The following is a 17,719-nucleotide window of genomic DNA, read 5'->3' as shown; positions in this document are numbered from 1 at the left end:
CTAGCGAACCGACCGCAGCGAATTGGTGAAGCGTGGCAGCAGGCGGCTGAGCACGTCGGCGATGTAACCGAGAAACAGCGTGCCGACCGAGCTTTTGTAGTGCTGCGGGTCGCGGCTGCCGATGGCCAGAACGCCGTGCAGGCCCTGGTGGTTGAGGGCGGCCAGGGCGGTTGAGCCCACTTCCTTGCTTTGCTCGCTGCCGAACAGAAACTCGAGTTCATGCTCACGCAGCGCGCCACACAGGGTCTTGCCGCCGGACATCAGCCCACCGATGGCTTTCTGCGCGTCGGCGGCGCTGACCCAGCGGCCGACGGTCATCGGGTTGTCGCTGAACAGGATAAGGCTGACGAAGGGCACCTGAAACTCTTGGCGCAGGCTGTCTTCCACGCAAATGACGATCTCTTCCAGACTGGTGGCGTCCATCAGATCGAGAATCAGCCGGCGGGTTTTTTCAAACAGCCGGTCGTTGTCCCGGGCCACGTCCATCAGTTGCGAAAGCCGGTGACGCATCTCGATATTGCGCTCGCGCAGCAGTTTGAGCTGGCGTTCGACCAGCGAGACGGTATCGCCCCGTTGATGCGGAACGCGCATCATCGCCAGCAGCTCGTCGTGCTCGGCGAAGAAATCAGGGTGTTGTTGCAGCCAGGCCGCGACCGCCTCGGCTTCAAGGGCGGGCACCGCGTTCTCGGCAGGGGGCTGGCCGGGCGTGTCGTTTGAAGTCTGAGGCTGGTCGGTCATTGGATACTCTCACTCATAGACGTACTTGGCCTTCGTAAACCCGGACAGCCGGGCCAGTCATCATCACCGGATGGCCGGGGCCTGCCCACTCGATGGACAGGCGTCCGCCCGGCAGGTCGATCAGCATCGGCGAATCCATCCAGCCCTGAGTAATGGCTGCGACCGCTGCCGCGCAGGCCCCGGTGCCGCAGGCCTGGGTTTCCCCGGCGCCACGCTCCCACACCCGCAGTTGCGCGCGCTGACGGTCGACGACGTGGAGAAAGCCCACGTTCACCCGGGCCGGAAAGCGCGGATGGTTCTCGATCTTCGGACCCAGCACATGCACAGGTGCGTTGTTGATGTCGTAGACGCGCAGCACCGCGTGGGGGTTGCCCATGGACACGGCCGCCAGCTCGACGGTCTCGCCATCGACATCAAGCGAATAGGAGGCGGCCTGCTCCGGCGCATCGAACGGGATATCCGCCGGCACCAGACGCGGCGCGCCCATATCCACGCTGATCTGGCCGTCGTTGCGGATGTCCAGCTCGATGATGCCGCTCTTGGTTTCGACGCGGATCTGCTTTTTGGCCGTCAGCCGCTTGTCCAGCACGAACCGGGCGAAGCAGCGCGCACCGTTGCCGCATTGCTCCACTTCGGAGCCGTCGGAATTGAAAATCCGGTAGCGGAAGTCCACGTCCGGGTTATTCGGCGCCTCGACCAGCAGCAGCTGATCGAAACCGATACCGGTGTGGCGATCGCCCCATTGCTTGGCGTGCTTGGGCAAGATGTGGGCGTGTTGGCTTACAAGGTCCAGCACCATGAAATCATTGCCCAGGCCATGCATCTTGGTAAAACGCAGCAGCATGGGATTACTCCGGCAGCAGGCTTTCGCCGGCAAACAGCTCAGTCACGGTTTCACGGCGACGCACTTCGAAGGCTTGCTCGCCATCCACAAGCACCTCGGCCGTACGCCCTCGGGTGTTGTAGTTGGAGCTCATCACGAAGCCATAGGCGCCGGCAGAGTGCACCGCCAGCAGATCGCCTTCAGCCAGTGCGAGTTCGCGCTCCTTGGCCAGGAAATCCCCGGTTTCACAGATAGGCCCAACGATGTCGTAGGTGCGTTTGGCGCCGTCACGGGGCTTGACCGCCGTTACGTCCATCCACGCCTGGTACAGCGCCGGACGGATCAGGTCGTTCATGGCGGCGTCGACGATGGCGAAGTCTTTGTGCTCGGTGTGCTTGAGGTACTCGACGCGGGTCACCAGCACGCCGGCATTGGCGACGATGAAGCGCCCGGGCTCGAACATCAGCGCCAGATCGCGGCCATCGAGGCGTTCACGCACGGCCTTGATGTAATCGCTCGCAAGGGGCGGCTCTTCGTCGCGATAACGCACACCCAGGCCGCCGCCCAGGTCGATATGCTTCAGCAGAATGCCGCAATCGCCCAGCCGGTCGACCAGGTCGAGCAAGCGATCCAGGGCATCAACGAAAGGCGAGAGCGTGGTCAGCTGTGAGCCAATGTGGCAGTCAACGCCGATAACGTCGAGATTCGGCAGCTGCGCGGCGCGGATGTAAACGTCTTCAGCGTCCGCGATGGCGATGCCGAACTTGTTTTCCTTGAGGCCGGTGGAGATGTAGGGGTGGGTGCCGGCGTCGACGTCCGGGTTGACGCGCAACGAAACCGGAGCGCGCACGCCCATTTCGGCGGCGACGACTTGCAGGCGTTCGAGCTCGTCGGTGGATTCGACGTTGAAGCAGTGCACGCCGACTTCCAGCGCTCGGCGCATGTCATCACGGGTCTTGCCGACGCCAGAGAAGACAATCTTGTCGGCCTGACCGCCTGCCGCCAGTACACGTTCCAGTTCTCCACGGGAAACGATGTCGAAACCGGCGCCCAAGCGTGCCAGGACGTTGAGAACGCCCAGGTTGGAGTTCGCTTTGACCGCAAAGCAGACCAGATGCGGCATGCCGCTCAGGGCATCAGCGTAGGCGCGGTACTGCGCCTCGATGTGCGCGCGGGAATAGACGTATGTCGGCGTGCCGAAGCGTTCGGCGATGGCAGACAACGCCACTCCCTCCGCGAACAGCTCACCGTCGCGGTAGTTGAAGGCGTCCATGACTGATTCCTAGTAGGTCGAAGTCTGATGCTTGTGCGAGTGCGACTTGGTCTGGCTGGTGCCGTCGGACGAGTCGTCGTCGGGCAGATACAGTGGACCTTTCTGGCCGCAGGCAGAGACCAGACACGCAACTGCAAGCAGTGCGGCCAGGGAGGAAATCAGGCGCTTCATGGCGAAATCCTTTGTATAAGCATTAATTGCGCCCGAGTATACCGACCACCCGACAGATTGCCTATGCGCTGGAGTTCCCGTCCGGCGGGGGTTTGACGCCGCTGCGCAATTAATCTGCGCAGCGCGCACGGATTTCTGACGCAGCCTGCGGTAAAGCGACCCGTTCGGTGCGTTGCCGGCCAAAGCGGCTCCCGCAATGGCACTTGGGCGGGTAGGCTTTGCATTTGCCGGGGAGCGACCGTATCGTGCGTCGCTGCGCCATCCGCTGACACTTTTGAGGTTCATGCAATGAGTTTGACCGAAGCCCGTTTTCACGACCTGGTCGATGCCACCCAAGAAAAGCTCCAGGACATTTTCGACGAGAGCGGTCTGGATCTGGACCTTGAGAGTTCCGCCGGTGTGCTGACCGTTAAGTTCGAAAACGGCTCGCAGTTCATTTTCAGCCGTCAGGAGCCGTTGCGTCAGCTGTGGCTGGCGGCGGCGTCGGGTGGTTTTCACTTTGACTACGACGAAGAAGCGAAGCACTGGATCTGCGACAAGAGCGAAGAGCTGTTGAGCGAGATGCTCTATCGACTGGCGAAGCAGCAGGCCGGCGAAGAGATCGACTTCGACGCCCTCGACGGCAACGATGGCAACCGCCAGTGACCATTAACGCAACGCCGGTCAAACCGCCAAAACCGCTGTTCAGCAACGTCAGCCCGGCTGTGCCGTCGCCGTGCATCAGCATCTGCCGGCTCGACGAAGACAAAGTCTGCACGGGGTGTCAGCGCCACGTCGAAGACATTCGCGAGTGGCGGGCGGCGACCGACGAGCGCCGGCGCGAGATCGTGCGGCAGGCAGATCAGCGGCGGAGTACCCATTGCGTCGCACGCTGAGCCCTCTGTAGCGAGCCAGCAGCCATCACAGCTCATCCAGCGCGGCATTCAGTGACCGTTCCAGTTCGGCCTTGTAGCGCAGGAACAGGATGGTCTGCCCGCGCGTGTCTCTCAGTATCCCGGACAGGTCCAGGTCGGTGATGTAGCAGCGGTAACGTTGCGGCTCGCGGCGCTGCTCGAGAATCCGCCGCGCCACGACGCTGAACAACTGGTCCCCATGCTCCAGCTCGGAGAACTCCGTCCCGTCGCAATACAGCGTGACGCTGACCTGACCGGGGGATGCCTCCTCGATGATCGCCTGCACATCAAAAAACGATGGGTCGCTGAGCATCGTTGGCGTCGGGCGATGCTCAACGCGGCGGGCTCGGCCTGATCCATCGGGGGTCAGGCGGTAATACAAAGCCTCCAGCGGCGTTGACTCCAGGGGGTTGTCCAGTGGCAGCAACGCCACGCGCCGGTACACCAGCGATTGAAAAAAGCGCTGCAGCGGCACCAGCAGGCTGGACTCAGTGTGATAAGGCACCTGCTGATGCCAGAATGCATTGCGCTCATCGAGCACGTACAGGTCGGCATTCGGCTCGTTGATCCGGTAGAACACCTGAATGCACTCAGGCTGGCCGTACGGGATGAACAGCGACAGGTCCGAGTCGTCCAGTGCCTGGGGATCCAGATGAATCGGGCTGTAGGCGGAAAGCTCTTCTCCCAGATAACTGAACAGCGCCGGCAGGTGTTCCAGCGTGACATGACTGACTCGGCCGGGGATCATTTCCAGGACGTGATACCGCTGCTCGACCTGGATGAGATAGCGGTGATTCAGGCGCCGGTCCAGCAGCAGTTGCGCGGTGCCGATGAGCTCCTCCACGCGCTGGGCGATGGCCTGCGCGCGGTTGTGGCAAAAGCAGCGCACGCGAATGACAGGTCTGGCGGACTTTTCCGGCAGGCCGTTGAACAATTCTGTCAGGCAGTCCAGCAGCGCATAGGGGCCGTCGAAGCGGTTGACCAGCACCTCGTTCCAGCTGTTGAGCGTGATCTGGTCAAACGTCAGCACCAGATTTTCGCGCACACCGGCATAGCTCAGCGAGTCCGTTCGCTCTGTGGTCATCAGGATGTTCAGGTCCTTGTGGTGCCTGAGCGGATCGACGCCCACGTTGATCAACAGCAAAATCTCACGGGGCACGCTTGGGCTCAGCAGCACCTCTTCCTCGACCATGCCCGGCGGCGGCGCGATGCTCTGCTGTAGCGCGCCTTGCAGATTGAACAGCTCGAACTCGGTCAGATCACTGATCCCGGGGTGTAGCGCCAGGCGTGTGCTGCTGTCGATGACGTTGTTGCGGTGGCACCACGTGAGCAATTCCAGCAACTCGCGACTGCGCTTGATCGGCGCAAACGTCTCCAGCTCGTGGGCACTCAGACTGCCGTTATAGAGACACCACTGGTGCCTGCCGGGCTCGCGCTTGTTCGGCAGCTGCGCCAGCGTCAAGGTGTCTTCCGCCAGATCCGGCGCAATGCCCGGATTGAGAAATTCCACTTTGCCGGCTTTGCGTTCAAAGGCTGCGTACAGGCGTCGCCCGAGCACATTCAAGTCGCGCTTGTTGATCGAATTGACGGCCTTTTGCGTCCGCGCGAACTGGGTCAGGAAGCGGTAACTGAAGTTGAGCTCGCCGACCAGTGCGCGGCGCTCGCTGGCGACCTGACGCACTTTCCACTGACTGCGGCTGTCGAGCAGCGCCAACTGGCGCTCGTCCCACTTCCACTCATTGACCAGCCGCTCCAGCAGCAGGCGCTGCCAACTGTTGCTGCGGTGGCGAGTGGACCCGGTGAGTTTCTTGTTCACCTTCAGGTACAAACTGCGGCGTACCAGCTCCAGCCGCTCGGGTTCGCCCCTCCCGAGCAGGTATTCCTCGATGCGCCGGTACACCATCACGTAGGGGTCCAGCTCGTCGAGATCGACGCAGTTGGCAAATACGGCTTTTTTGAAACGCATGCTCAGGCACTGCACCTGCGGGTGTTCGCTGGCGTAAACCTCGGTGAGCAGCAGCTTGAGCACGGATTTGTAGGGTGATTCGATGCCTTTGAACAACTGCCACAGCCCTGCGCCGATGAATTCGCCCGGCGGGATGCGCGACATATTACCGAGGTCCAACACCTCGTCAGCGCGAATAAAGCGTTTCGACAGCAGGGTATGGGTGTATTCGGCGTAGCGTGTTTCCTCATAGACCGGCACCAGCCACCACATCGGGGTGCGCCCGGCCATCCAGATGGCGGTGCGATAAAACTCGTCGAGCAGCAAGTAATGCTGCGTCGTGCCGCAGTCTTCGCCACTCAGCTGTGCGTCGCGCTCGCCGACGACAAAACGCTCCGGATCGACGAGAAAGAAATGCGCCTCGGCACCCATGCTCGCCGCCCAGCTTTCCAGGGACTGGCACTTCTTGCGCAGTTCCTGCATGTCGTCTGCCGACAGCAGCGGGTCGTGGCAGATCCACACGTCCATGTCGCTCTGGTCGGCCTGGGCGAGGGTGCCAAGGCTACCCATCAGGAAGATGCCGTGAATCGGCTGCGGTGGATTCACCCGGCGTGGTTTGTAGGAGAACGACCGCGTCAGGCGTTGCGCTTCAGCGAGGGCCTGTGCGTCGGGCTCGTAATGGGAAACGCCGGCGGGGGTCGAGCCCGACACATAGCCTGGCAACAGAGGATGATTGACGTGGAAAAACAGCGGCAGCAGCGAAAGCACGCTTTGCTGGCGCGTCGACAAGCCTTCGTAGGCGCGCGCCAGTCGACTCTCGCTCAGGGCCAGGAAGCGGCTGCGTAACTGAGCGAGGACCTTGCGATCAATGCCCTCATCCAGATCCGGGCGAATTTCGGAACTACGCGTCATCGCGACTCGAAGCCGGCGGGCGGCACTGCATGGAGTGAAGGTGTAGCGATAATCAAGACCGCAGGCGTCGGGCCTGCGTGGCTCGACTGAACGTCTTTTTTATGGCGCCATTATTTTATCGGCGCAGCATCGTTGAAATGGAGGATTCGCGAAACCTTTATTTGATGCGTCCAGGCAAAGGTCTCGCGAGGACGACGTCAGGCAGCTTCCTGGCTGGTGGCAAGAATGAGCAGCAGCGATTGAGCGTGGTCGGCGGCATCAAGACCCAGGCTGGTCAAATAGCCTCCGTCGTGTTGCGTGGTGAGGCCTTTGTCGAAGAGTCGTTGGGCGGCAGCGATGGCTGTGGGAGCCGCGGAATGGTGGTGGACCTTCAGTCCCTCTTTAGTGTTGCTCAGATTGAACAGCGACAGGATTTCCAGCTCGGCAACCAATTCAGGGGTAAACGACATAGGTGCTCCAGACTTTTTCCAGTGGATACACCGCGATCGGAATCGCAGGCGTGACGGCCCCATCGCCATGCGGCAGCGAGGCTTTTGGAGTGTAGTCAGGTCTGGGGATTTTGCAGAAAGTATCTGGCCGGTCGTCAGGTCGGTTGAGCGACCGGCATGTTGGGCGGGTTTTACTCGTCTTCCGCCAGTCGCACGCCCGGCGGCATGTCGGGCAGTGCGCGCAGAGCCGCTTCGTACCAGACGGTATTGAACGGACGATCTTCGGCCAGGATCCCGTCGATCTCCAGCGCCAGAATGTGGGCCATCATCTGCAGAATTTCTTCGCGCTCGATGCCCACCAGAGTCAGCTTGTTGTAGGTGGCTTTGGCCGCTGGGGGGTTGTCGCTCTCGATCTGATTTTCGATGGCTTCAATCAGCGTCGCTTCAGCGAACTCTTCGTCGTCGATTTCAATGTTGTCGCTCATGTCGTTCTCGATGTCCTGCCAATTGAATGGCATCGCCGGCACCGGGCGACGCCGTTTATGGGTTTAGCGGGTGGCGAGCAAATGCCGGCCGCGCGCAACCGCGGCCTTGACCTGCTCCGGCGCCGTGCCGCCGATGTGGTTGCGGGCATTGACCGAACCTTCGAGCGTCAGCACTGCGAAGACATCCTGTTCGATCTGGTCGCTGAACTGACGCAGCTCGTCCAGGGTCATCTCGGCCAGATCCTTGCCGGTCTCAACGCCATGCTTTACCGCGTGACCCACGATCTCGTGGCAATCACGGAACGGCAGGCCACGGCGGACCAGATAGTCGGCCAGGTCGGTTGCCGTGGAGAAGCCACGCAGCGCGGCCTCGCGCATGATGGCGTGCTTCGGCTTGATCGCCGGGATCATGTCAGCGAAGGCACGCAGCGAGTCGCGCAAGGTGTCGGCAGCGTCGAACAGCGGCTCCTTGTCTTCCTGATTGTCCTTGTTGTAGGCCAGCGGCTGGCCCTTCATCAAGGTCAGCAGGCCCATCAGAGCGCCGAATACGCGGCCGCTTTTGCCACGGACCAGCTCGGGCACATCCGGGTTTTTCTTTTGCGGCATGATCGAGCTGCCGGTGCAGAAGCGATCAGGCAGGTCGATGAACTGGAATTGCGCGCTGGTCCACAGCACCAGCTCTTCGGAGAAGCGCGACAGGTGCATCATCGCGATACTCGCGGCGGAGCAGAATTCGATGGCGAAGTCGCGATCGGAGACGCTGTCCAGCGAGTTGCCGCCGACGGCTTCGAAACCCAGCAGCTGGCAGGTCAGCTCGCGGTCGATCGGGTACGTGGTGCCGGCCAGCGCGGCGCTGCCCAGGGGCATGCGGTTGGTGCGTTTGCGGCAATCCACCAGACGCTCGAAATCACGGCTGAGCATTTCGAACCACGCCAGCATGTGGTGACCGAAGGTCACCGGTTGGGCGGTCTGCAGGTGAGTGAAGCCCGGCATGATGGTCTCGGCTTCGCGCTCGGCCAGGCCCAGCAGGCCTTCTTGCAAGCGGGTGATCTCAGCCAGAATCAGGTCGATTTCATCGCGCAACCACAGGCGGATGTCAGTGGCCACCTGATCGTTGCGGCTGCGCCCGGTGTGCAGTTTTTTACCGGTGACGCCGATGCGGTCGGTCAAGCGCGCTTCGATATTCATGTGCACGTCTTCGAGGTCAACGCGCCAGTCGAACGTGCCGGCTTCGATCTCGCCCTGAATGCTCTTCAGCCCGTCGATGATGGTGTCGCGCTCGGCGTCGGTGAGCACGCCGACCTTGGCCAGCATCGTGGCGTGGGCAACCGAGCCCATGATGTCGTGGCGATAAAGGCGCTGATCGAAGGTGACGGAGGCGGTGAAGCGTGCGACGAAGGCGTCGACGGGTTCACTGAAACGGCCGCCCCAGGACTGGTTGGTCTTGTCGGTGCTCATGATTCGCTCGCTGCTGTACTGGTGGCTGAAACTGATGAAAAACCGGCGCCGGCCGATTCTAAAGACGCGGGCGATGATAACAGCATTGCCGTTTATTTATCCCCGGCCGCTTGCCCGCAACGGTATGAGCGAAGAGACTGGCGGCCATGCAGAACGAGCGCAAACAACCGGGGCAGAGCAGTGCGCCCGGCAAAGAGTTTTTCCTCCCGGAACTGTGTCTGCCCCAGGCGTTGCTGATGCTGGTCGTGCTGGCGGAGTTGCTGGTCTTCGTACTTGTGCTCATCGAACCCATGCAGCCGGATTTCGACTGGGTACGGCTGGCGCTGATTTCTCTTTTCGTGCAGTGGATCGTGCTGTTGTCCGCCGCGCTGCTGTGTGGCTTGCGGCCCTGGCTGGCGCGCCTGCGTGCCGGCGTGGCCGGCTGCATCGGTTGTCTGCTGGTGGTGGCCGTGACGCTGATGTGCACCGCCGTGACTGACTACTACCAAGTGAATCCGCCGACCTCGTTCGATGGCGTCGTCGAGCGGTACCTGCGTTACGCCTTGATCGCCTTGATCATGTCTGCGCTGATGCTGCGGTACTTTTACCTGCAGAGTCAGTGGCGCAAACAGCAGCAGGCCGAGCTTCAGGCCAGGATCGAGTCCTTGCAGGCGCGTATCCGTCCGCACTTTCTGTTTAATACGCTCAACAGCATTGCCAGCCTGGTCACCAGCGATCCGGTCAAGGCAGAGCAGGCGGTGCTTGATCTGTCCGACCTGTTTCGGGCCAGTCTGGGCAAGCCCGGCAGCCTCACGACATGGCGCGAAGAGCTTGAATTGGCGAAACGCTATTTATCGATTGAGCAATATCGACTTGGCGAGCGTCTACAGTTGGACTGGGCCGTTAGTGCAATTCCCGACGACTTGCCAATTCCCCAGCTAACCTTGCAGCCATTATTGGAAAACGCGTTGATTTACGGCATCGCGCCCCGTGTTGAAGGCGGCGTGGTCAGAGTTGAGGCGGACTACGAACGGGGAGTATTTATATTGCGCGTCAGTAATCCTTACGATGAGGTCGTCTTACGACAAAATCCAGGCGGCACTCAGCAGGCCCTGGCAAACATCGGCGCTCGACTCACGGCACTTTTCGGCCCCCTCGCCAGTCTGAGCGTGGAGCGCCGAGACGGTCGTCACTTCACCTGTCTACGCTATCCTTGTGCGAGACTCACGCAGGAAGCCAGAGCTATATGAATGTCCTGATCGTTGATGACGAACCCCTAGCCCGAGACCGCCTGAGCCGTATGGTAAGTGAGCTCGAGGGTTACAAGGTTCTGGAACCCAGCGCCACAAATGGCGAAGAAGCATTGCAGCTGATTGAAAATTTGAAACCCGACGTGGTGTTGCTGGATATCCGCATGCCTGGCCTGGATGGACTTCAGGTGGCGGCAAAATTGTGCGAGCGCGACACCCCGCCTGCCGTCGTGTTCTGCACGGCCCACGATGAATTTGCGCTGGAGGCCTTCCAGGTCAGCGCCGTGGGGTATCTGGTCAAACCGGTTCGCCCCGAGCACTTGCTGGAGGCGCTGCGCAAAGCCGAGCGGCCAAACCGTGTGCAACTGGCAGCGATGACGCGGCCTGCTGCGGAAAGCGGCACTGGTCCGCGGAGCCACATCAGTGCACGTACCCGAAAGGGCATTGAGCTGATCCCGTTGTCCGAGGTGATCTATTTCATCGCTGATCACAAGTACGTGACCCTGCGCCACGAGGGCGGCGAAGTGCTGCTGGATGAACCGCTTAAAGCCCTGGAAGATGAATTCGGCGACCGTTTCGTACGCATCCACCGCAACGCGCTGGTTGCCCGGGAACGCATCGAACGCCTGCAGCGCACGCCGCTGGGCCATTTCCAGTTGTTCCTGAAAGGGCTCAATGGCGATGCGTTGATCGTCAGCCGCCGGCACGTTGCCGGTGTGCGCAAGATGATGCAGCAGTTGTAAGCGTGTGCCGCGAGGAGCATGCCGGGATGCGGGCGACACGCCGTCGCATGGCGTCCGCAGGTTGATTGAGATCATGATGCGCGCAGATTGAATACAGTCAGTCGGCCCGATCTGGCCGAGCTGTTATTATTCGCCGCATTCACTCAGTACGGACCGGTTCATGTCTTCTCGCGAAATCCGCATCGCCACCCGCAAAAGCGCCCTGGCCCTCTGGCAAGCCGAGTACGTCAAGGCGCGTCTGGAGCAGGCGCATCCCGGCCTGATCGTGACACTGGTGCCGATGGTCAGCCGCGGCGACAAGCTACTGGATTCGCCGCTGTCGAAGATCGGCGGCAAGGGTCTGTTCGTCAAGGAGCTGGAAACAGCCCTGATGGAGCACAGAGCCGACATCGCCGTTCACTCGATGAAAGACGTCCCGATGGACTTCCCCCAAGGGCTCGGGCTGTTCTGTATCTGCGAACGCGAAGACCCGCGCGACGCCTTCGTTTCCAATACCTACGCCAGTCTCGATGAGTTGCCCGCCGGCGCCGTTGTCGGGACGTCGAGCCTGCGTCGGCAGGCTCAGTTGCTGGCGCGTCGGCCTGACTTGCAAATCCGGTTTCTGCGCGGCAACGTCAATACGCGTCTCGCCAAGCTGGATGCAGGTGAGTACGACGCGATCATCCTTGCCGCTGCTGGCCTGATCCGCCTGGGTTTCGAAGAGCGCATTACGGCCCCCATCAGCATCGACCACAGCTTGCCAGCTGGCGGGCAGGGCGCGGTGGGCATTGAATGCCGCAGCGTCGATATCGAAGTGCATGCCTTGCTTGCCCCGTTGCACCATGATGATACCGCCGTGCGGGTCACCGCCGAGCGCGCGCTCAACAAGCACCTCAACGGTGGTTGCCAGGTGCCGATCGCCTGTTATGCCGTGCTGGAAGGCGAGCAACTGTGGTTGCGCGGTCTGGTAGGCGATCCCTCCGGCACAGTGCTGCTCCACGCCGAAGCGCGCGCGCCACAAGTCGATGCCCAGACGCTGGGCGTACAAGTCGCCGAAGCGCTGCTGGACCAAGGCGCGGCGAAGATTCTCAAAGCTGTGTATGGCGAGGCAGACGACGAGTGAAGGCCTGGCGTTTGCTGCTCACGCGTCCTGCTGAAGAGTCGCAGGCCCTCGCGCAGACGCTGGCTGAGGTCGGCGTGTACGGCGCCAGCCTGCCGTTGCTTGAGATCGAGCCTCTGCCAGTTTCAGAAGCCAACCGTTCAATCATCTACGACCTGGCTGCGTATTGCGCCGTTATCGTCGTCAGCAAGCCGGCCGCGCGCCTTGGGCTGGCGATGCTTGACGAAGTCTGGCCGCAGCCGCCGATGCAGAAGTGGTTCACCGTCGGCGCTGCAACCGCGCAAATCCTCGATGACTATGGTCTGCACGTGTTCTTCCCCGAGCACGGCGACGACAGCGAAGCGCTACTCGACCTGCCGCAGTTTCAACAAGCTGTCTCGGGCTACGACCCCAAAGTGCTGATCATGCGCGGCGAAGAAGGGCGCGAGCTGTTGGCCGAGCGGTTGCGGGAGCGTGGTGTGATGGTTGATTACCTGCCGCTGTATCGTCGCCACCTGCCGCAATACCCGGCTTTCGTGCTGCCCGACACGGTTAGAGCGGAACGCTTGAATGGGCTGGTGGTCAGCAGTGGACAGGGTTTCGAGCATCTGCGTGAGCTGGCGGGCGATGCCTGGCCTACGCTTGCGCAGATGCCTTTGTTTGTACCGAGCCCCCGGGTCGCTGAAATGGCGCGTGCTGCCGGGGCTCTTGACGTAGTGGACTGCCGTGGCGCCAGCGCCCCGGCCTTGCTGGCAGCATTGCGCGGGTACACCGCGCCTGCCTCACAGGCGTAATGGTCGATCAGTCGGATTACGCGACGCCCAAAATGCAAAGGATGGACACGTGAGCGAAACAGTCTTGCCAAAAGATGACGTTGAACCGGTACTGGCCAAACCTGAGCCGCTGCCGGATCCAGCGTACAAAGAACCGTCGAATCGCCGAAGCAGCAACGGGCTCGCCATACTGGCGCTGTTGCTGGGCGCAGCGGGTGTTGCCGTTGGCGGCTGGAGCGTTTGGCAACTGCGCGCCATGCAGGCCGGTCACCAGGAGCAGTTGGGGCAGTTGCAGGACATCGGCTCTCAGACTCAAGCCCTCAAGCAGAGCGAACAGCAAATCGCCGTACGCCTGGCACAACTGCCACCGGCTGAAGAGCTGGAAGATCGCCGTCGCCTCGTCACGCAGTTGCAGGGTGATCAGCAGCGCCTGAGCCAGCGTGTAGAAACTGTACTCGGTGCCAGCCGCAAGGACTGGCGTCTTGCCGAGGCGGAGCATTTGCTGCGCCTGGCGAGCCTGAGGCTCTCTGCGCTGCAAGACGTCAACAGTGCTGCGGCGCTGGTGCAGGGCGCTGACGAGATCCTGCGCGAGCAGGATGATCCCGGCGCATTCGCCGCCCGCGAGCAATTGGCCAAAAGCCTGACTGCGCTGCGCAGCGTCGATCAACCGGATCGCACGGGTTTGTTCCTGCAACTAGCGGCAGTGCGTGAGCAAGTCGCGCAGCTGAATGAGCTGGCGCCGGAATACAAGGACAAGGGCGACTCGCTGTTCGGTCTGACCGATGGCAGCGAGGACAGCTACTGGGCCAAGTGGTGGGACAAGATCTCCCAGTTCGTGCGCATCGATTTTCATGCGGACAAAAATATCCGGCCGTTGCTGGCAGGTCAGAGCCTGACCCAAGTCCGTCTGGCATTGAGCCTGGCGATCGAGCAGGCGCAATGGGCGGCGCTCAACGGTCAGGGCCCGGTCTACGAAAAAGCCATGGCCGAGGCGCGCAGCGTCCTGGACGACAATTTCAATCGCGACAACCAGCAGAGCAAAGCCCTCGGCCAGCGTCTGGATGAGTTGGGCAAACAGCCGGTTTCAGTCGCCACCCCTGATCTGACACAAAGTCTGGCTGCGGTTCAGGCCTACCTCGAGCAGCGCCATACGCCTGTTGGCGGTGCGCTGGAGAAACGCACTGATGAGGCGCAGCCTGGGAAGCAGCCATGAAGCGCGCTTACGTCATCCTCTTCGTGTTGGTTGTGGCGGCGGCGCTGATAGGCGTCGCGATCTCCCGCCATGCGGGCTACGTGCTTATTTCCTACGACACTTTCCGCTACGAGTCGAGCATCTGGGCAGCGCTGGCGTTGCTCGTCGCCGTCCTGTTCATTCTGTGGCTGGTGCGAGTCGTCATTACGTTGCTGACGACCTCCGGCGGGGTGGTCAATCCCTGGTCGCGTCGCAACCGCAGCCGTCGCGTTCAGAACGCGATCGAGCAAGGCCAGATGGACCTCGCCGAAGGGCGCTGGGCCAGCGCGCAACGCAACTTGCATCGTGCCGCCGAGGCGGAGCGTCAGCCACTGCTGTATTACCTCGGCGCCGCTCGGGCAGCGAACGAGCAGGGTCGTTACGAGGAAAGCGACAATTTGCTTGAGCGCGCGCTTGAGCGTCAGCCGCCTGCCGAGCTCGCCATTGCCTTGAGCCACGCGCAACTGCAGGTGGACCGCGGTGATCTCGACGGAGCGTTGGTGACCCTGCAGGCCATGCAAGAACGCCATCCGCATAACCCGCAGGTATTGCGTCAGTTGCAGCGTCTGTACCGCGAACGCGGTGAGTGGGCAGAGTTGATTCGGCTGATGCCGGAGCTGCGAAAAGACAAGGTGCTTCCGGCGCAAGAACTGGCTGAACTGGAGCGACGCGCCTGGGGTGAAAATCTCTCGCTGGCGGCCCATCGTGAATCCGACGGTGATAACGTCGCCACGGGTCTGCCGTCGCTGGAAAACGCCTGGCAGCAACTGACTTCGGCTCAGCGCCAAGAGCCCGCGCTGGTATTGGCGTACGCCGAACAACTGCGTCGTCTGGGCGCCGATGTGCAGGCTGAGGAAGTCTTGCGCACGGCCATGAAACGCGACTACAACACCCACCTCGCGCGGTTGTATGGACTGGTGCGTGGCGCCGATCCTGGAAAGCAACTGCAGGCCGCTGAGGGCTGGCTGAAAAGCCATACTGATGATCCAGGCTTGCTGTTGACCCTGGGCCGTCTGTGCCTTCAAAGCAGTTTGTGGGGTAAAGCCCGCGACTATCTCGAGTCGAGTCTGAGGTTGCAGCGAAACCCTGAAGCCTGTGCCGAACTGGCCCGTCTGCTTGCGCAGCTGGGCGAGACCGATCGCAGCAATCAGCTGTTTCAGGAAGGCCTGGGTCTGCTGGACGAGCGTTTGCTTGCACGTCCTTTGCCAGCACTGACACGCGTTTAGGCTGAAGTCAGACGTTAACGTGAAGAGGCCCGATAGCGGGCCTCTTCTGCGTCTGATTCGCAGATTTGTGTAGGACGTTTCTGTGCTTGGTGTGGCTTGTTGGGAGGATCTCCGGGCTACCGGTATAACGTCTTAAACACGGCGTCGGGATTTACCTACATCAACAAAGAAATATCCTCCGTTGGGTGCCTTGAAAGCGACTCGCGCTTTCCTCTACCGTAGCCGCCTTCGTCTTTTGTTACGGATTTTCCATGCAGCTGGCTCGTACGCGCTCCCTGTTCTCTCTGGCGTTTCTGGCCTGCGCATCGATTGTAGGAGCGACGGTTTATCTCGGCCCTGTCGTTGATGCGGCGCCGTGCCCGATGTGTCTGCTTCAGCGTGTGCTCATGGCGATATCGGCAGGTGTGTGCCTGCTCGCCGCGCTGCACGCGCCGGGCAAATCTGGCTGGCGTGTCTACGCCGGCTTTCTTTTACTGTCTTCCGCTTTGGGGGCGAGCGTCGCGGCACGTCAGGTCTGGTTGCAGGCTTCGCCACCCGAGAACATGGCCGCATGCATTGAAAACCTTCACTACCTGACGGAAACACAGCCCTACCTGAAGGTCATGGCGATGGTGCTGGCGGGAAGTGCAGGGTGCTCCGAGATCAACTGGTCGCTGTTCGGCATCAGCTTGCCTGAATGGAGCCTGCTGGCATTCTCTGGCTTGTGCCTGTTCGCCCTGTACTACCTTTTTATCGAGTTTCGCCGATTCAGATCAATGGATCTGGGAACTCCTGATTAAACACTTGTATGAACTTTGTGTCCTGCGTACCTTGCTGGGCTAGTCATGCGGGCATAATCTGGGCCGCACGCATCATCGGATCAATGTTGCTGTCGACACTTTTGCGGGCCGGTTCCGACAATCCCGGAACGTACCCCAAAAGCGCCTGAAGCAGCATGCCCCTGAAGGGAAGAGAGAACATCATGCTGGAAAGTTGTCAGAACGCTCAGGAACGCTGGGGTGGGGTTCACAAGCTGATTGACCGCTGGTTGCTGGAGCGCAACGAGCTGATCACGGCTTATTACGCCTTGAGTGCAGAGCCGGGAGCGTTTTCGGAAAAACGCGCGCCCCTGCAAGAATTTTGCGGCACCCTGGTCGATTACGTGTCGGCCGGTCATTTCGAAATCTACGAGCAGCTGACCAACGAAGCCAAGGCGTTCAATAATCAGCGAGGCCTCGACCTGGCTGACACGATTTATCCTCGGCTCGACGTCATCACCGAGAAGCTGCTGGCGTTCAACGATCTCTGTGACGAAGGCAAATGCGTCGCCGAGAAACTCAAGGAGTTGGGCAGCTTGCTGCACGAGCGCTTTGAGCTGGAAGACTGCCTGATCGAAGTGCTGCACAACGCGCACAAGGAACAGGTTGAGGAAGAGGTCTGAGAGGGCCGCTGATGTAAAAAAGGGTGCCATGGGCACCCTTTTTTTATGGTCTGTCGCGGCGAGCCTCGGCCACTGCCGGTGTTACTGCGACACCCCCAGCAGCTCTATTTCGAACACCAGCGGCGTGTAAGGATCGATCAGATCGCCAGCGCCTTCTGCGCCATACGCTTGGGCCGAAGGGATGACCAGGCGCCATTTGGCACCCACTGGCATGTCGGCGAGGGCGGTGGTCCACCCGGCGATGACGCTGTCCAGACGAAACCATTGTGGCTGCTGGCTCTGATCGAAGATCGTGCCGTCGGGCAGACGGCCCACGTACTTCACTTGCACCCGGCCATTGATGTCGGGTTTGGGGCCATTGCCCGGGGTCAGCTCGGTCATCAGGATGCCGTCCGCGAGCTGGCGAACCCCCGGCTTGGCCTTCTCGGCGTCCATGAACTTGCGCTCGTCCTTCAATGCCGCTTCAGTCTGCGGTTCGGTCTGGCCGGAGTTTTCAGCCTGTGCGAGGGCGGCATCGTGGTCGCTGAGAATCTGCTCCATGCGTTCCTGCTTGATCGCCAACGGCTTGCCCTGATACGCCGACTGCAGGCCTTCAAGCAGCGCGGGCAACTGCAGATCGGGTGCTTCCTGGCGCAGGCGCTCACCCAGGCTGGCGCCGAGGCTGTAGGAAAGATCGTGGGTGTTGTCGGACGCCGGAGCATCGGTCGCGTGAGCAAGGGGTACCAAGAGGAACAACGACATAAACAGGTAGCGCGACATGAATGCTCTCCGGCCTGGGAAGTGAGCGATTATGCCAGCGCTGAGGCCCGAGCGTGACGGGTATTGCCGGGTTTTTGGGCGTCCTGCAACAGAGCGGGGATTGTAGTGTCAAGATGCCCTAGCGGCGGTGCGGG

General features: G+C 61.3%; 19 protein-coding genes. 10 read left to right on the top strand and 9 right to left on the bottom strand.

Translation table 11 applies throughout. The features are described 5' to 3' along the window. The 4 genes from SLW75_RS17780 to lptM are packed head-to-tail and all read right to left on the bottom strand — an operon-like array spanning position 1 to position 3,005. Positions 1 to 738, bottom strand: coding sequence for a DUF484 family protein (locus SLW75_RS17780; RefSeq protein ID WP_192130681.1), 738 nt, complete (start codon positions 736 to 738; stop codon positions 1 to 3). A 13-nt stretch (positions 739 to 751) separates the two neighbouring features. Then, positions 752 to 1,582 (bottom strand): diaminopimelate epimerase, encoded by an 831-nt coding sequence (gene dapF, locus SLW75_RS17775; RefSeq protein WP_410935060.1) that lies wholly within the window; start codon positions 1,580 to 1,582, stop codon positions 752 to 754. Between the two features lie 4 nt (positions 1,583 to 1,586). Then, the gene (lysA, locus tag SLW75_RS17770) at positions 1,587 to 2,834 is read right to left on the bottom strand and encodes a diaminopimelate decarboxylase family protein (RefSeq protein WP_410935059.1); all 1,248 of its coding nucleotides are present in this window, start codon (positions 2,832 to 2,834) and stop codon (positions 1,587 to 1,589) included. A 9-nt stretch (positions 2,835 to 2,843) separates the two neighbouring features. Then, positions 2,844 to 3,005, bottom strand: a complete 162-nt coding sequence (gene lptM / locus SLW75_RS17765; protein WP_083233039.1) for an LPS translocon maturation chaperone LptM — start codon at positions 3,003 to 3,005, stop codon at positions 2,844 to 2,846. 288 nt (positions 3,006 to 3,293) lie between these two features. Between lptM and cyaY the strand changes: the two genes are divergently transcribed. Beyond that, a complete protein-coding gene (gene cyaY, locus SLW75_RS17760) occupies positions 3,294 to 3,650 on the top strand; it encodes an iron donor protein CyaY (RefSeq protein ID WP_065987497.1) in 357 nt (118 codons plus the stop codon). Positions 3,651 to 3,652: 2 nt separating this feature from the next. Then, positions 3,653 to 3,880, top strand: coding sequence for a DUF1289 domain-containing protein (locus SLW75_RS17755; RefSeq protein WP_296309251.1), 228 nt, complete (start codon positions 3,653 to 3,655; stop codon positions 3,878 to 3,880). Positions 3,881 to 3,905: 25 nt separating this feature from the next. On the opposite strand, the gene SLW75_RS17750 is transcribed toward SLW75_RS17755, so the two are convergent. The 4 genes from SLW75_RS17750 to argH form a co-directional block, all read right to left on the bottom strand. Further along, entirely contained in the window at positions 3,906 to 6,755 is a 2,850-nt protein-coding gene (locus tag SLW75_RS17750; protein ID WP_410935058.1) for a class I adenylate cyclase, read from the bottom strand. Positions 6,756 to 6,952: 197 nt separating this feature from the next. Then, positions 6,953 to 7,204 (bottom strand): TIGR02647 family protein, encoded by a 252-nt coding sequence (locus tag SLW75_RS17745; RefSeq protein WP_065987495.1) that lies wholly within the window; start codon positions 7,202 to 7,204, stop codon positions 6,953 to 6,955. Between the two features lie 170 nt (positions 7,205 to 7,374). Continuing rightward, positions 7,375 to 7,668 carry a hypothetical protein gene (locus SLW75_RS17740; RefSeq protein WP_065987520.1) on the bottom strand — a complete coding sequence of 98 codons (294 nt, stop codon included), beginning with the start codon at positions 7,666 to 7,668 and terminating at the stop codon, positions 7,375 to 7,377. A 63-nt stretch (positions 7,669 to 7,731) separates the two neighbouring features. Then, a complete protein-coding gene (argH, locus tag SLW75_RS17735; protein ID WP_192130685.1) occupies positions 7,732 to 9,126 on the bottom strand; it encodes an argininosuccinate lyase in 1,395 nt (464 codons plus the stop codon). A 146-nt stretch (positions 9,127 to 9,272) separates the two neighbouring features. Here argH and SLW75_RS17730 point away from each other — a divergent pair, with 146 nt between their 5' ends. The 8 genes from SLW75_RS17730 to rsd all read left to right on the top strand — a co-directional run bounded on the left by SLW75_RS17730 (position 9,273) and on the right by rsd (position 16,826). Beyond that, entirely contained in the window at positions 9,273 to 10,355 is a 1,083-nt protein-coding gene (locus SLW75_RS17730) for a sensor histidine kinase (protein WP_065987493.1), read from the top strand. Further along, the gene (locus SLW75_RS17725; RefSeq protein WP_065987492.1) at positions 10,352 to 11,098 is read left to right on the top strand and encodes a LytR/AlgR family response regulator transcription factor; all 747 of its coding nucleotides are present in this window, start codon (positions 10,352 to 10,354) and stop codon (positions 11,096 to 11,098) included. The genes SLW75_RS17730 and SLW75_RS17725 overlap by 4 nt, the downstream gene beginning before the upstream one ends. 160 nt (positions 11,099 to 11,258) lie before the next feature. After that, complete coding sequence (hemC, locus tag SLW75_RS17720) at positions 11,259 to 12,200, top strand: hydroxymethylbilane synthase (RefSeq protein WP_065987491.1); 942 nt, start codon at positions 11,259 to 11,261, stop codon at positions 12,198 to 12,200. After that, entirely contained in the window at positions 12,197 to 12,970 is a 774-nt protein-coding gene (locus tag SLW75_RS17715; RefSeq protein WP_065987490.1) for a uroporphyrinogen-III synthase, read from the top strand. Before hemC ends, SLW75_RS17715 begins: the two co-directional genes overlap by 4 nt. 49 nt (positions 12,971 to 13,019) lie before the next feature. Continuing rightward, positions 13,020 to 14,162 (top strand): uroporphyrinogen-III C-methyltransferase, encoded by a 1,143-nt coding sequence (locus SLW75_RS17710; RefSeq protein ID WP_192130686.1) that lies wholly within the window; start codon positions 13,020 to 13,022, stop codon positions 14,160 to 14,162. Beyond that, positions 14,159 to 15,406 (top strand): heme biosynthesis protein HemY, encoded by a 1,248-nt coding sequence (locus tag SLW75_RS17705; RefSeq protein ID WP_410928272.1) that lies wholly within the window; start codon positions 14,159 to 14,161, stop codon positions 15,404 to 15,406. Before SLW75_RS17710 ends, SLW75_RS17705 begins: the two co-directional genes overlap by 4 nt. Positions 15,407 to 15,657: 251 nt before the next feature. After that, on the top strand, positions 15,658 to 16,185 hold the full coding sequence (locus SLW75_RS17700) for a disulfide bond formation protein B (protein ID WP_410928271.1): 528 nt from the start codon (positions 15,658 to 15,660) through the stop codon (positions 16,183 to 16,185). A gap of 182 nt (positions 16,186 to 16,367) precedes the next feature. Further along, complete coding sequence (gene rsd / locus SLW75_RS17695; protein ID WP_369318256.1) at positions 16,368 to 16,826, top strand: sigma D regulator; 459 nt, start codon at positions 16,368 to 16,370, stop codon at positions 16,824 to 16,826. Between the two features lie 81 nt (positions 16,827 to 16,907). On the opposite strand, the gene SLW75_RS17690 is transcribed toward rsd, so the two are convergent. Next, positions 16,908 to 17,585 (bottom strand): FKBP-type peptidyl-prolyl cis-trans isomerase, encoded by a 678-nt coding sequence (locus tag SLW75_RS17690; protein ID WP_065987485.1) that lies wholly within the window; start codon positions 17,583 to 17,585, stop codon positions 16,908 to 16,910. Positions 17,586 to 17,719: the final 134 nt, after the last annotated feature.

Source organism: Pseudomonas sp. W5-01, from assembly GCF_046540435.1.
GTDB lineage: Bacteria > Pseudomonadota > Gammaproteobacteria > Pseudomonadales > Pseudomonadaceae > Aquipseudomonas > Aquipseudomonas graminis_B.
Note: the sequence above shows the minus strand (reverse complement) of the source record. Positions and strands in the feature narration are given on the sequence as shown.

Bases quoted from the DNA above. Each gene is read 5' to 3' on its own strand.
- SLW75_RS17780 (WP_192130681.1), bottom strand. From the start codon at position 738: ATGACCGACCAGCCTCAGACTTCAAACGACACGCCCGGCCAGCCCCCT.
- dapF (WP_410935060.1), bottom strand. From the start codon at position 1,582: ATGCTGCTGCGTTTTACCAAGATGCATGGCCTGGGCAATGATTTCATG.
- lysA (WP_410935059.1), bottom strand. From the start codon at position 2,834: ATGGACGCCTTCAACTACCGCGACGGTGAGCTGTTCGCGGAGGGAGTG.
- lptM (WP_083233039.1), bottom strand. From the start codon at position 3,005: ATGAAGCGCCTGATTTCCTCCCTGGCCGCACTGCTTGCAGTTGCGTGT.
- cyaY (WP_065987497.1), top strand. From the start codon at position 3,294: ATGAGTTTGACCGAAGCCCGTTTTCACGACCTGGTCGATGCCACCCAA.
- SLW75_RS17750 (WP_410935058.1), bottom strand. From the start codon at position 6,755: ATGACGCGTAGTTCCGAAATTCGCCCGGATCTGGATGAGGGCATTGAT.
- SLW75_RS17745 (WP_065987495.1), bottom strand. From the start codon at position 7,204: ATGTCGTTTACCCCTGAATTGGTTGCCGAGCTGGAAATCCTGTCGCTG.
- SLW75_RS17740 (WP_065987520.1), bottom strand. From the start codon at position 7,668: ATGAGCGACAACATTGAAATCGACGACGAAGAGTTCGCTGAAGCGACG.
- argH (WP_192130685.1), bottom strand. From the start codon at position 9,126: ATGAGCACCGACAAGACCAACCAGTCCTGGGGCGGCCGTTTCAGTGAA.
- SLW75_RS17730 (WP_065987493.1), top strand. From the start codon at position 9,273: ATGCAGAACGAGCGCAAACAACCGGGGCAGAGCAGTGCGCCCGGCAAA.
- SLW75_RS17725 (WP_065987492.1), top strand. From the start codon at position 10,352: ATGAATGTCCTGATCGTTGATGACGAACCCCTAGCCCGAGACCGCCTG.
- hemC (WP_065987491.1), top strand. From the start codon at position 11,259: ATGTCTTCTCGCGAAATCCGCATCGCCACCCGCAAAAGCGCCCTGGCC.
- SLW75_RS17705 (WP_410928272.1), top strand. From the start codon at position 14,159: ATGAAGCGCGCTTACGTCATCCTCTTCGTGTTGGTTGTGGCGGCGGCG.
- SLW75_RS17700 (WP_410928271.1), top strand. From the start codon at position 15,658: ATGCAGCTGGCTCGTACGCGCTCCCTGTTCTCTCTGGCGTTTCTGGCC.
- rsd (WP_369318256.1), top strand. From the start codon at position 16,368: ATGCTGGAAAGTTGTCAGAACGCTCAGGAACGCTGGGGTGGGGTTCAC.
- SLW75_RS17690 (WP_065987485.1), bottom strand. From the start codon at position 17,585: ATGTCGCGCTACCTGTTTATGTCGTTGTTCCTCTTGGTACCCCTTGCT.